Annotated in this window: 13 protein-coding genes; 7 read left to right on the top strand and 6 right to left on the bottom strand. The window is 65.0% G+C overall.

Annotated features, from left to right (window positions below):
- Nucleotides 1-24: 24 nt before the first annotated feature.
- From AC1G9L_RS20180 to AC1G9L_RS20155, 6 genes are all read right to left on the bottom strand, one after another.
- Nucleotides 25-855: a pilus assembly protein gene (locus AC1G9L_RS20180; protein WP_481069822.1), complete on the bottom strand. Its 831-nt coding sequence runs from the start codon at nucleotides 853-855 to the stop codon at nucleotides 25-27.
- 11 nt (nucleotides 856-866) lie between these two features.
- On the bottom strand, nucleotides 867-1670 hold the full coding sequence (locus AC1G9L_RS20175) for a hypothetical protein (protein ID WP_481069821.1): 804 nt from the start codon (nucleotides 1668-1670) through the stop codon (nucleotides 867-869).
- Entirely contained in the window at nucleotides 1667-3181 is a 1515-nt protein-coding gene (locus tag AC1G9L_RS20170) for a pilus assembly protein TadG-related protein (protein ID WP_481069820.1), read from the bottom strand. The genes AC1G9L_RS20175 and AC1G9L_RS20170 overlap by 4 nt, the downstream gene beginning before the upstream one ends.
- Before the next feature lie 172 nt (nucleotides 3182-3353).
- Nucleotides 3354-3632 carry a hypothetical protein gene (locus AC1G9L_RS20165; RefSeq protein ID WP_019799149.1) on the bottom strand — a complete coding sequence of 93 codons (279 nt, stop codon included), beginning with the start codon at nucleotides 3630-3632 and terminating at the stop codon, nucleotides 3354-3356.
- A 687-nt stretch (nucleotides 3633-4319) separates the two neighbouring features.
- The gene (locus tag AC1G9L_RS20160) at nucleotides 4320-5135 is read right to left on the bottom strand and encodes an ABC transporter permease (RefSeq protein WP_019799148.1); all 816 of its coding nucleotides are present in this window, start codon (nucleotides 5133-5135) and stop codon (nucleotides 4320-4322) included.
- A gap of 19 nt (nucleotides 5136-5154) precedes the next feature.
- On the bottom strand, nucleotides 5155-6156 hold the full coding sequence (locus AC1G9L_RS20155; RefSeq protein WP_481069819.1) for an ABC transporter ATP-binding protein: 1002 nt from the start codon (nucleotides 6154-6156) through the stop codon (nucleotides 5155-5157).
- A gap of 137 nt (nucleotides 6157-6293) precedes the next feature.
- Here AC1G9L_RS20155 and AC1G9L_RS20150 point away from each other — a divergent pair, with 137 nt between their 5' ends.
- From AC1G9L_RS20150 to AC1G9L_RS20120, 7 genes are all read left to right on the top strand, one after another.
- Nucleotides 6294-7004 (top strand): FAD-binding oxidoreductase, encoded by a 711-nt coding sequence (locus tag AC1G9L_RS20150; protein ID WP_481071202.1) that lies wholly within the window; start codon nucleotides 6294-6296, stop codon nucleotides 7002-7004.
- Nucleotides 7005-7110: 106 nt separating this feature from the next.
- Nucleotides 7111-8133 (top strand): IS5 family transposase, encoded by a 1023-nt coding sequence (locus tag AC1G9L_RS20145; protein ID WP_019798968.1) that lies wholly within the window; start codon nucleotides 7111-7113, stop codon nucleotides 8131-8133.
- Nucleotides 8134-8763: 630 nt separating this feature from the next.
- The gene (locus tag AC1G9L_RS20140) at nucleotides 8764-9342 is read left to right on the top strand and encodes a hypothetical protein (RefSeq protein ID WP_019800508.1); all 579 of its coding nucleotides are present in this window, start codon (nucleotides 8764-8766) and stop codon (nucleotides 9340-9342) included.
- Nucleotides 9339-9539 carry a helix-turn-helix transcriptional regulator gene (locus tag AC1G9L_RS20135; protein WP_010340539.1) on the top strand — a complete coding sequence of 67 codons (201 nt, stop codon included), beginning with the start codon at nucleotides 9339-9341 and terminating at the stop codon, nucleotides 9537-9539. Before AC1G9L_RS20140 ends, AC1G9L_RS20135 begins: the two co-directional genes overlap by 4 nt.
- 90 nt (nucleotides 9540-9629) lie before the next feature.
- Nucleotides 9630-11144 (top strand): alpha/beta fold hydrolase, encoded by a 1515-nt coding sequence (locus AC1G9L_RS20130; RefSeq protein ID WP_019800509.1) that lies wholly within the window; start codon nucleotides 9630-9632, stop codon nucleotides 11142-11144.
- 31 nt (nucleotides 11145-11175) lie between these two features.
- Nucleotides 11176-11922, top strand: a complete 747-nt coding sequence (locus AC1G9L_RS20125; protein WP_010340635.1) for an ABC transporter ATP-binding protein — start codon at nucleotides 11176-11178, stop codon at nucleotides 11920-11922.
- Entirely contained in the window at nucleotides 11919-13100 is a 1182-nt protein-coding gene (locus AC1G9L_RS20120) for an ABC transporter permease subunit (RefSeq protein WP_019800510.1), read from the top strand. The genes AC1G9L_RS20125 and AC1G9L_RS20120 overlap by 4 nt, the downstream gene beginning before the upstream one ends.
- Nucleotides 13101-13128 lie beyond the last annotated feature (28 nt).

The following is a 13128-nucleotide window of genomic DNA, read 5'->3' as shown; positions in this document are numbered from 1 at the left end:
ACAAGTGGTTGGGCACTTGCGGAATCACGGCTTACCCGGTTTGATCGGATAATTGGCGAGCTTGTCGGCAGGAACGACATCCGGTTCGATCGTACCCAACTCCAGATCGCCAAGAGAGCCGACCATCGGCAAGATTGGCTTCAATGGCTTCATCAAATCGAAGACACCATCAAGTCCCTCGAAGTACGAGACAGGGGCCAATGGCCGCACGGTGGCGATGACGCTGCGCGCACCAGTTCGCGGGCCGGAGGCATTCCATGCATCGGTAAGCAAAGTTTGATGGCGCTTCTCGACCAAGTTGAGATTGTCCAGCGGTTCGAGAAAACGGGCAGGGCGGCCATCTGCGGTCTTCAGGTCGCGATAGTTCAGCATCACTTCTGCAGTGACGTAGCCGCTCTTGTTGGGGGGGAATGCGTTGTCGAAGTAGTTCTTCGGTAGCAGTGTGGCCGCTTCATCGACATAGCCAGGCGAGCCAGTGTTGGAGGTGCGGGTGATCGAAAGGTCACGCTTCTCCAGCAGCTTCCGATTCGAAAAGGTATTGAGCATTTGATCGGAGAATACGCCGCTGTTGGTATTGGACGCGCGACTTGTGATGGGCGTATCGGCATCGGCGAAATTACGATCCAATGCTTTGCTCTGTAGCATGGCGCGGCCTGGTGGCTGATAGTTTCCGGCCACAGTGGCTTCCCATGCGGCATTACGGGCCGCCTGCATCGCCATCTGCTTGCTGTGTCCGAACTTGGCGATGACTGGAATCAACAGGAACAACGGCACCAGCACGGCGGCACACACCGCCAGCTCCACCATTCCCTGTCCGCGCATCCGGCGCGCTGGTGAAAAGAACGTCGTCTTCATCCTGCGTTCTCCTAGTTTTCTTCCTTCTCACCCGCCACGTTGGAAGGAATCAGGCCGTTGCCAAGGCTAAACGAGCGCACCTGCAGTACGCAGCCGTTGCCGCCCTGCAATGGCTTGGCGTCAAGCGGAATCGCCTGCAGGTACGCGCCGGCTCCATCGATGGTGCAGCTGGCGACATCAGCGGGCGATTCAGAGAAGCCCCACCTGGTGCCGCCCGACCACATGCAGACCTCCTGCCTGCCGTTCTGCCAGCGTGCGCAGGGTTGGCCCTTGATCTGACCGTCCCCGGCCAGCGTCCATCCCGTCGCTTGGACGGTTTGGCGATCCTGTGCGCGTGTCTCGCTGTCGATCGCCATGTACATTCCATCGGCGTTATCAATCGCGTCCTTGTCGACGTGTTCTTCAAGCTTAATTAGGCACGCTGTCTGGCCTGTATCGCCATCGGCGCCCAGGGTCCAGCTGACCTGATGAGCAAACTGGCGGTGCGCGTCGATCATGATCTCGACCTCGCCGGTTCCCAGCTTTGCCTCTTCTGCAGCCGAGAGCGCGCGTGTGGGCATACCGGAACCACGGCACGCATCGAGCTTAGCCTGATAGTTCTTGTGTTCTAGATTCTCGCCGTTCCTGCGGGACTCCCAAGTCAGGACAACATGCAGGGCAGGCAGCGACTTGACGCCGCTTCCAGAAGACTCGGAGGAAGTGTTGCCTTCACTGCCGCTTTCGCTCGAATCACGTGACTGGCAGCCAGCAGTGAATGCCAGCGACGCCATGCAGGCAAGTGATAGGGCACGGAATGGACTCGTCAATAACATCATGGAGCGGCCACCAGGATTGCTCGGTCGGAAGAGGGCGTTTTCACTAGGCGCGCTTGCCAATACGGACTGAACAGGCTGCCTTTTTCGAACTTGCTGTCGCCTCTGCCCCACACTGAGCGCCGGAATGCGGAGAGTTCGTAGGGGCGATTGAAGTAGACCTGTGCGCTTGCCATTGCACGCAGTTGGTCACTATGGGCCTGATCCTTAAGTTGCATACGCCCGCTTCCGATCTTCAGCGAGGAACTGGTGCGTGCCTTGTCGATCTGCGTGCCGACTTCGACGGTATAGATCGGTCCTGCTTTGTCGCCATCAGGTCGTTGCGAATAGGTATCCTTGACGTCGCGATAGCGTGGGCTGATGCCGTACTGATAAGTATCGAGAAATGCCTTGTCGCGCTTGAAATCGGGGAGCACGGCAGGGTCGCCTTCGATAAAGACGCCGGCGATGTCGCTACGTTTCGTACCGTTGTAAGCGCGATAGACGCGATTGTTTTCGTAGGGTGAATTCCATCCCCGGCCATTGTTCATGCCTGCGAAGAAGCTTGGCTTGCGTCCTTGCACTGCCTGAGTCCCTGCCCAACCGATAGGAATCTTGATGCTTGTGAACAGGAGAGGAATCTTCAGCTGGAAGGTGTCGACGGCCGACCAGCGGTCGTACTCGACCATGTCGGTGCCGCCGTTGTTATTGAATACGCCGAACGCCGTGCCGTCGCGGGCACGAGTAAATGTGTCTCTTGAAGCCATCACGACATTCCGGTAGCGCTCGCCGCCAGCGTTCGTGCCGTTCAGACCCTTGCGCCTGCCTGGGTTGTAGCTTTCCAGTTGGTTGCTCGCGGAAACGACGTTCTTCGCCAATACGCCCTTTCCCACAAGCGTCAGCTCTGCGTCGGGAACGTTGTCCTTGACGACTTTATTAGCCATGGCGAATACATTTGCTCCGGAGGCGTACTCTCCAACTGCAGCATCGGCAGCAAGCGCATAGGGATGATCTAGCACTTGATCCAGCGTAAAAATTCCGGGCTTCGCCATGGTGTCGATAAATACTCGGCGAAATGACTTGAGTGCGGTGTTGATTGCGGTCATCGCACGGTCGATAGCTGCCAATACCCCATTGAGGCCTGGAACCCAGAACAGCAGGACTTCTCCAACTTCAATGACATCTTCAAAGTGCACTGACGATGAGTGCACCATGGTCAACCATGAGTTGAGGCTGACGATCTGCGCGATCGCCACTTCGTTGGCGACGCGGCCGCGATTCAGATAGGCAGCAAAATTGCGCGCTCGTGCCTGTTCAACGGCGATGCTGTACGCCGCCGCATCGGCGGCATTGGTGAGTTCGACTTTTTTTCCAACAATCTGCCCAGTATTGAAAGTCACCAGCAGGCCTACACACAGCACCATCAGAAGCACCAGCACCATGGGCATTGCCTGCCCCCCCATTCGGGAGCGGACGCAAGCTGGCCCAGACGCGACCGTTGTGGTCGAGGGATCAGAGGCGGCGATGGTGACCATGATGGCTTCCTTCGGGCAACACCACACCTAGGGCACGACGCACGCGTCGGACCCGGCTGGTTCCATTGAATTGGGTTGCTGGAGTTCGTAGAAGCCTGCATTAGGCTCCCACTGCTATGACCAATAGCGGGGCCACCATCTGCCCGCTGCGGGGCAGATGGTGGCAAGGACATTACTTGTTGCCGTTATAAGCGGCCATGCCCTTGTCACTCTTGGCCTGCTCCTTGGCGTGACCGGCGTTGGTACCGGCGCGGCCGATCATCTCACTGGCGTCTTCCTTGCCCGACAGTTCCTGCGCCATACCGGCGACCTGGCTGCGGACGGTGCCGCCGAAGAACGTGAACACGCCGATCGCCGCGATCGCGATCAGGGCCACGATGATGATGTACTCGGTCATGCCTTGGCCTTGCTGCTTGCGGCCGAAGCGGATGGGCTTGCGTTGGATCTTCATCTGATTCCTCTCCTTGGCTCGATCGCCCAATTACCGGCAACACACAAGCGTGCCAGCGGCAACGTGTGGCGACATGGGTTCATTAAGTGAAGTCGTTCACGGAGACGAAGCTGGTCTCCGGCCCGCGCTTTACGTCCAGTAAAGAGATGGTGTGTAGCGGACGTGTGCACTGTAGCGTCGGGATATTGCCGTTACAAGAAAACTTGCGTTAATAAATTGGCGATTAATAGGATTCGCATCACACTATAGAGTCAAACTTTGGACGCGTGCGTTCCCGTACGGAATATACAATTGTGAATTCGGTGCACTCGCGCCGTGCGCTTCGTCAGATTCGACTGTGACGCATGGCGGATATGCCGGTGCCTGACACCGGCTGCAATCTGGGACGCGGCGTATATCGCGCTGCACACGCGGCGGCTGAGAACTTGGTGCGCTCAGATCCCGGCGAGGCGACGGTTGGCGGTGCAGTACGTGCCGATGCGGGGCTCGGGCGGGTCCCCTGGGTCGACGTCGCCGCCCACGAGGTGCCCTCACAGATAGCGAGCGCCGGTGCGCGGTGTCCTTGCCGCGCCGTGTTGGCGCGGCCTCGGGCGACGCGAGACGTTGCCAGTTGTAACGACGCCCGGCGGCGTCGTGCTTGGGGCGGCGTAAACCGCCTGGAGGGTAGGGCTGAGGGACGCTGGCGCGTCAGCTCCGCAACCCCACCCCACGCCGCAGCAGCCACAGCGCCAGCGCCGCCAGCACGGCGACGAAGCCCAGCATCAGGCTGTAGGCCACCCACACCGGCACGTCGCTGCTGCCGAGCAGGCCGTAGCGGAAGGCGTTGACCATGTAAAAGATCGGGTTGGCGTGGGTGGCGGCCTCGGCCCAGCCGGGCAGCAGCTTGACCGAATAGAACACGCCGCCCAGATAGGTCAGCGGGGTCAGGATGAAGGTCGGCACGATCGCCACGTCGTCGAACTTCTTCGCGTAGACCGCGTTGATGAAGCCGGCCAGGGAGAAGATGGTCGCGCCCAGCAGCACCGTGGTCAGGGTCACCAGCGGGTGTGGGATCCGCACCGGGGTGAAGAACATGGCGATGATCAGCACGATCACGCCGACCATCAGCCCGCGCAGCACCGCGCCGGCGACGTAGCCCCACAGGATCACCCAGTTGGGCATCGGGCTGACCAGCAGTTCCTCGACGTGGCGGCCGAACTTGGCGCCGAAGAAGCTGGAGCTGATGTTGCCGTAGCTGTTCTGGATCACGCTCATCATCACCAGGCCGGGGACGATGAACTGCATGTAGCTGTAGCCGCCCATGTCGCCCACGCGCGAGCCGATCAGGCCGCCGAAGATCAGGAAGTACAGGGTCATGGTGATCGCCGGCGGCACCAGGGTCTGGCCCCAGATGCGCAGGATGCGCTTGACCTCGCGGCGCACGATGGTGCCCAGCGCGACCCAGTTGCGCTGGGCGGGCGTGGCGTCGGAAACGGGGAGGGTGGAATCGGTCGGAGTGGTCATGGTCGTCGCCGTGGGGGCATCAGGGAGTGGCGGACGGCGTGGCCGCGCCGGTCGTGGCCGCAGCGGCATCGCGGTGTTCGCCGGTGAGGCGCACGAACAGTTCCTCCAGGCGATTGCTCTTGGTGCGCATGGAGCGCACGCGGATGCCGGCGTCGCCCAGTGCGGCGAACACGCGGTTGAGGTCCATCGCCCGCGGCATGTCCAGGTCCAGGGTATGCGCGTCCTGGGCGAGCAGGGTGGTGCCCTCGATCGCCGGCAGCTGCGCCGGCAGTTCGCCATCGATGTCCAGCAGGAAGCCTTCCACGTCCAGCTTGGCCAGCAGGGCGCGCATCGGGCCCTGCTCGACGATGCGGCCGCGGTCGATGATCGCCAGGTTGCGGCACAGGCTCTCCGCTTCCTCCAGGTAGTGCGTGGTGAGGATGATGGTGGTGCCGGCGGCGTTGATCTCGCGCAGCACGCGCCACATGTCGCGGCGGATCTCGATGTCCACGCCGGCGGTGGGCTCGTCCAGGATCAGCAGGCGCGGCCGGGTCATCATCGCGCGGGCAATCATCAGCCGCCGCTTCATGCCGCCGGACAGGGTGCGGCTCATCACCTGGGCCTTCTCCCACAGGTGCGCACGCTTGAGTTCGGCTTCGGCCAGGCGCTCGGCCTCGGCGCGCGGCATGCCGTAGAAGCCGGCGTAGTTGACCAGGATGTCGAAGGGCTTCTCGAACAGGTTGAAGTTGATTTCCTGCGGCACCAGGCCGATCAGGCGCATCGCCGCGCTGCGCTGGCTGCTCAGGTCGGTGCCGAACACCTCGACCTGGCCGGCGCTGAGGTTGACCAGCGAGCTGATGATGCCGATCAGGGTGGACTTGCCGGCGCCGTTGGGGCCGAGCAGGGCGAAGAAGTCGCCGGGCAGCACGTCCAGCGACACGCCATGCAGGGCCTGCACGCCGTTGTCGTAGGTCTTGCGCAGGTCGCGCACGCGCAGGGCGGGCGCCGGGGTCTGTGAAGAAAGAGCGGGTGCGGGAGTCAAGGCGGGCCTTCGCGCCGCATCGACGGCGCAGGAGAAGTGCAGCCGCTATTATAGAAGACCTCGCGGGGTCGCCCCCGGCCACAGACTGTTGCATCTCCGTGCCTGCCCAATTCCCGTTGAAACTGGTCGACCGCCACATGCTGGCCCCGGCCGTCGGCCACTATCGCTTCGTCCGCGACAACGGCCAGCCGCTGCCGTTCGTGCCGGGCCAGTTCGTGCAGGTGCACTTCCACTATGCCGATGGCACCGCCACCAAGCGCAGCTATTCGCTGGCCACGCGCCACGATCCGACGCAGCCGGCCGATGCCACGGTCGAGATCGCGGTCAGCTTCGTCGCCGGCGGCGCGGCCACCGCGCTGTTCGAAGGCCTGGAGATCGGCGGGCAGGTCTGCGCCAGCGGTCCGTATGGCCGCTTCTGCCTGCAGCCCGGCGACAGCAACCGTCGCTACCTGTTGATCGCCACCGGCACCGGCGTCACCCCCTACCGTTCGATGCTGCCGCTGCTCGAAGCCGCGATGGCCGAGCGCGGCGTGGAAGTGGTGTTGCTGCTGGGCGCGCGCACCCCGGCCGAGTTGCTGTACGGCGATGAATTCCGCGCTTTCGCCGATGCGCATCCCGGTTTCCGCTTCGTGCCGTGCTTCTCGCGCGAACTGCCGGAGGCGCCGCATGCCGACGTGCGGCATGGCTACGTACAGCAGTTCCTCGCCGAGTTCGCGCCGCAGGCCGAGGGCGACATCGCCTACCTGTGCGGCAATCCGAACATGGTCGACGCCTGCTTCGATGCGCTGAAGGAGGCCGGCCTGCCGGTGCCGCACATCCGCCGCGAGAAATACGTCAGCAGCAAGTAACGGCTGCTGTCGGCGCCGGACATCCTGCGTAGGAGCGGCTTCAGGGCACCTCTAAAAACCCCACCTTTGGCATCATTGGTCTGGAGAACACGCCGAGGACGCCACGATGATCAGCCTGTTTGCCGGCCACGAACGCGAAGCCAAGCGGCAGCAGATCGGCGATCCTCTGGCTCTGCTGTCACGGCATATCGACTTTGCCGGGATTGCTCACGCCGTAGACGCGAAGCTGTCCTTGGGTACCGGCAAGCGCGGCGGCCGTCCGGCTTGGCCGACGCAGATGATGATCAAGCTGCTGCTGTTGCAGCAGTTGTACAACCTCTCCGACGATGCGCTGGAGTATCAGGTGCTGGATCGGCGCAGCTTCCAGCAATTCCTTGGACTGGAACACAGCGGCAAGGTGCCCGACGCCAAGACGATCTGGGTGTGGCGCGAACGGCTCAAGACCAAGGATCTGATGGGCGACATCAGCACGGCGATCGGTGAGCAATTGCAACGTGCTGGGTTCATTGCCCGCGGCGGTCAGATCATCGACGCCAGCATCGTCAGCGCTCCGATCCAGCGCAACACGCGCGAGGAGAACGCGCAGATCAAGCAGGGCGATGACGTCGGCCAGGACTGGAGTGATGCCAAGCGTGCGCAGAAAGACGTGCAGGCACGCTGGACCAGGAAGCATGGGGTGACGTTCTACGGCTACAAGCTGCACGCCAGCACGGACCGCCGCTGGGGTTTCATCCGCCGCTACGACGTGAGCGCGGCCAACGTGCACGACAGCCGCCACTTCGAGCAGGTGCTGGACCCGGACAACACCGGCCGCACGGTATGGGCCGATAGCGGGTATGCCGATGCAGCGCGAGAAGCAGACCTGAAAAAGCGTGGTTACCGCCCCGCGATCCAACATCAAGGGCAGGCACGCAAGCCCTTGAGCGAGGCAGCAAAGCGCCGGAACCGTCGCATTGCCAAGGATCGGGTGTTCGGCGAGCACCCGTTTGCGCGCTTGGCCCAACAAGGCGGCAAGTTCGTACGCTGCATCGGCTTGGCGCGGGCAAAGGTGGTGATCGGGCTGAAGGTCGCCAGCCATAACGTGATGCGGCTGGCACGGCTACAGGAGCGGGCCATGGTGCCGGCGTGATCGGCTGAGGTGGCCGAGCGGCCACCTCAGCCTCCCAACCACCACGATCAGGCGCCGCTCTGGTGCCGTTGCGACAGATGCTGCCCCTGGCTCCAGGTCGTGGCAGGTTGTTCGAGGTGCCCTTCAGCCGCGACCGTTTCACCATGAAGATCCGTCCATGGCGAAGCGGTGTGCTGCCGGAATACCGATCGCGCTTCGTGTCCGTACCCTCACCCCAACCCCTCTCCCGGTGGGAGAGGGGCTTTGGCGTCTTCCTTCTCCCTTCGGGAGAAGGTGCCCCGAAGGGGCGGATGAGGGTACGGTCGCAGCCTCGCATGCATGGGTCAGCGTGGAGCTTCGCGCCCTTACCCTCATCCCAGCCCCTCCCCCGGCAGGAGAGGGGCTGTAGAGGGGCTGTGACGTCTCTCTTCTCTCTGGGGAGAAGACACCCCGAAGGGGATGAGTGTCGTCCGACACCGGAAGCCGGCTAGCCCGGCGGTGCCTCCATTCTGTCTGTAAAGGACGCTTGACAGTCGACCTTGGTGCGCGCATTCTGCTGTCAAGCGTGCTTGACAGGGGACAGGTCGGTACGCCATGTGGCGCGGCCGGAACGGGCGCCGGAGCGGGTCGAACTGAGATTGGGGACGGGGCATGGGCAACTGCAGGCGCAACGCGATCGTGGTGCTGTGCGTGAGTCTGGCGCTGCTGGCGGCGGGGACCTGGCTGCCGCTCGGCGGCAGCGACTATCTGCGTGGGATATGCATGGGCGTCGGCATCGGCGGCCTGTTCATGTCGCTGTTGATGTGGTGGTCGCGGGGCAGCCTGGCCGACAGCGCACCGCGGGCGCTGGCACGGCGCTACTACCGTGAGTTCTTCCCGCCGATGGGCGCCTACGTGGTGGTGATGCTGTTCTGGAAGCGCCTGCTCGACAGCGTCGACGCGCACTGGCTGCGCGTGGTGGTCGCGCTGCTGCCGGCATTGACGTTGGCGCTGGTGATCCGCGCGGTGGCGCGCTTCGTGCGCGACTCCGACGAATTGCAGCGACGCATCGAGCTGGAATCCATCGCCATCGCCGCCGGGCTGACATGTGGCGTCTATATGACCGCCGGCTTCCTGCAGGCGGCGCAGGTGATCGCGGTGCCGGCCTCGAGCGCGATGCTGTGGGTGTTTCCTGCGCTGTGCATGACCTATGGGGTGGTCAAGGTCGCGAACGCGCGCCGCTACCAATGAACAGCCGCATCCGCGAACTGCGCGAGGCGCACGGCTGGTCGCAGGGCGAACTGGGCGAGCGGCTGGGCGTGTCGCGACAGACCATCAATGCGCTGGAGACCGGCAAGTACGATCCGAGCCTGCCGCTGGCGTTCCGTATCGCGCGGCTGTTCGCGCACAGCATCGAACAGGTGTTCCTGTTCGATGAGGCCGAGTAAGCGCGCACTCCGTTCCATGCCCCACCGGGCACCGACGACGCCATGTTCCGGCATGGCATTCTGCAAGCCATGAACTCAAGGATGCGAACCATGCGACACCCCTCCCGGCCGTTCGCCATCGCGGCGGCCACCCTCTTGCTCGCCGCCTGCCAGGCGGCCCAGGCACCGGCGCCGCAGACGTCCGAGCGCAGCTACGGCGCGCTGCGCTTCCACCCGTGCACGCTGACCAATCCGGTGGCCTCCAACAACGTGCCGGCGCAGTGCGCGCGAATGGCGGTGGCGGAGAATCCGGCGGCGCCGAACGGCCGCAAGATCGAACTCAACATCGCCTGGTTGCCGATCACCGGCGAGGGCGGCAGCGACCCGGATCCGGTGTTCTTCCTCGCCGGCGGTCCCGGCCAGGCCGCCACCCAGGTCGCCAGCATCGTCGACATGGCGCTGCGCGAGACCCGCAAGCGCCGCGACGTGTTCCTGATCGACCAGCGCGGCACCGGCCATTCCAATCCGCTGAGCTGCCTGGGACCGGACGGCAAGGAGATGCCGCTGGCCGATCCGGCGCGCGCGCCCACCGCGAACGAACTGGTGGACTACGCGCGGCGCTGCGCGCAGTCGCTGCAGGGCCGCGCCGATCCGCGCTACTACACCACCACCCAGGCGATCGGCGATCTGGATGCGGTGCGCGCCGCGCTGGGCGTGGACAAGATCAACCTGATCGGCGGTTCCTACGGCACCCGCGTCGCCCAGCAGTACGCGCGCCGCTACGCGCCGCACGTGCGCAGCGTGGTCATCGATGGCGTGGCGCCGAACGACCTGGTGGTCGGTGGCGAGTTCGCCACCACCTTCGAGGATGCGATCGCGCTGCAGGCCGAGCAGTGCAAGGCCGACCCGGCCTGCGCCAAGCGCTTTCCCACCGATACCCGCACGCAGTTGCGCGCGGTGGTGGAGCGCCTGCGGCAGGCGCCGGTGGAGGTGGACTACCGCGATCCGGCCAGCGGCGAGAGCCGCCACGACCGGGTCACCGCCGACACCGTCACCAGCCTGGCGTTCTCGTTCTCCTATGCGCCGCAGACCGCGTCGCTGCTGCCGCTGGTGCTGGACGAGGCCGCCAACGGCCGCTACGGGCCGCTGATGTCGCTGGCGCGGATGATGGGCGGGCAACTGGACGGGCAGATGAACCGCGGCATGCAGTGGTCGGTGATCTGCGCCGAGGATGCCGACCGCTACCGCGCGCCGCAGACGCACGACACGCTGCTCGGCCCGGAAGTGGCGCAGATGTTCTTCGCGCCGTGCCCGGTGTGGCCCACCGGCACCCGCCCGGCCGACTTCACCGCGCCGTTCACCTCCACGCTGCCGGTGCTGCTGACCTCCGGCCAGCTGGATCCGGTGACGCCGCCGCGCTACGCCGAGCGCGTGCTTAAGGGTCTGTCCAACGGCCGTCACCTGGTGGTGCGTGGCCAGGGCCACGGCACCATGACCCTGGGCTGCATGCCCAAGCTGCTCGGCCAGTTCTTCGAGACCGCCGATGCCAAGCACCTCGATGCCACCTGCCTGGACGCGATGAGCGGCGTGCCGGCCTTCACTTCATTCAACGGATGGGAACCATGAGCTGCGCAGCGTTCGACAGGGAGGGGCAGGCATGATCGTCGCCGACAATCTGCACAAGGCATTCAAGACCCGCGCCGGCGCCGTGCAGGCCGTGCAAGGGGTCAGCTTCCAGGCCGCCGACGGCCAGATCACCGGCCTGCTCGGTCCCAACGGCGCCGGCAAGACCACCACCTTGCGCATGCTCTACACGCTGATGGCGCCGGACCAGGGCCAGGTGCGCGTGGACGGCGTCGACGTGGGCCAGGATCCGATGGCGGTGCGGCGCGCGCTGGGCGTGCTGCCGGATGCGCGCGGCGTGTACAAGCGGCTGACCGCGCGCGAGAACATCGCCTACTTCGGCGAGCTGCACGGGCTGTCGGCGGCGCGCATCGCCGAGCGCACCCGGCTGCTGTCGACGGCGTTGGACATGGACGACATCCTCGACCGCCAGACCGAAGGCTTCAGCCAGGGCCAGCGCACCAAGACCGCGATCGCCCGCGCGCTGGTCCACGACCCGCGCAACGTGATCCTGGACGAACCCACCAACGGCCTGGACGTGATGACCACGCGCGCATTGCGCGGGTTCCTGCGCGAATTGCGCGAGGAAGGGCGCTGCGTGATCTTCTCCAGCCACATCATGCAGGAGGTGGCGGCGCTGTGCGATCGCATCGTCATCATCGCCAAGGGCACGGTGGTGGCCGCCGGCACCGCCGACGAACTGCGCGCCCTGACCGGCGAATCCAACCTGGAAGACGCCTTCGTCAAGGCGATCGGCAGCGACGAGGGACTGCACGCATGAGCCTGCTCCGTACCGTATTCACCGTGATGCGCAAGGAATTGCGCGACCTCTCGCGCGATCGCCGCACCCTGGCGCTGGCCTTGCTGCTCGGGCCGCTGCTGTATCCGGCGCTGATCCTGGGCATGGGTGCGCTGGCCGAGAGCCGCGTGCGCACCCAGATCGACAAGCCGCTGGACATTCCGGTGATCGGCCGCGAACGCGCGCCGAACCTGGTCGCTTTCCTCGCCGCGCAGGGCCTGAACGCGGTCGCGCCGCCGAAGGACCTGACCGGCGCGATCCGCAGCCAGGACGTGGACCTGGCGCTGAAGATCGACGAGGACTACGCCAACGCCTGGCACGAAGGACGCCCGGCGCTGGTGGAGATCATCAAGGACAGCACCCGCCGCGACTCCGACATCCCGACCCAGCGGGTGCAGGCCGCGCTGAGCATGTACGGCCAGCAGGTCGGGGCCTTGCGCCTGCTGGCGCGCGGCATCGATTCGCAGGTGTCGCGGCCGCTGGACGTGGCGCTGCAGGACCTGGCCACGCCCGAAGCCAAGCGCGGTGCGTTGCTGGCGATGCTGCTGCCGGTGCTGCTGACCATCACCTCGTTCATCGGCGGCGCCTACCTGATCCTCGACGCCACCGCCGGCGAACGCGAGCGGCAATCGCTGGAGCCGCTGCTGGCCACGCCGGCCTCGCGCAGCGCCATCGTCAGCGGCAAGATCGCCGCGGCCTGCGTGGTCGGCCTGGTGTCGCTGCTGCTGACCCTGCTCGCGTTCAAGCTCAGCGCGCAGGTGGCCAGCGGCATCGGCCGCCAGCTCAACGTCAGCTTCGTGGCGATGCTGCAGATGCTGTTCGTGCTGCTGCCGATGCTGTTCATCGGCACCTCGCTGCTCACCTACCTGGCGGCCTCGGCCAAGAGCATGAAGGAGGCGCAGAGCCACATGACCTGGCTGATGCTGCTGCCGATGCTGCCGGGTTACGCGTTGATGGTGTATCCGCTGAAGACCACGCTGTGGCAGTTCGCGGTGCCGTTCCTGGCGCAGAACCAGATGCTGATGAAGATCATCCGCCGCGAAACGATCGATCCGCAGATCTGGGCGGTGTACCTGCTCACCGGCTTCGGCCTGGCCGCGGTGCTGTGGCTGGCGGCGGTGCGCCGCTACCGGCAGGAGCAGTTGGCGATCTCGCCGTGAGCCGGCGCAGCGCGCGGACCCCGTCCGC

This window comes from Xanthomonas sp. NCPPB 1132, from assembly GCF_056629235.1.
Note: the sequence above shows the minus strand (reverse complement) of the source record. Positions and strands in the feature narration are given on the sequence as shown.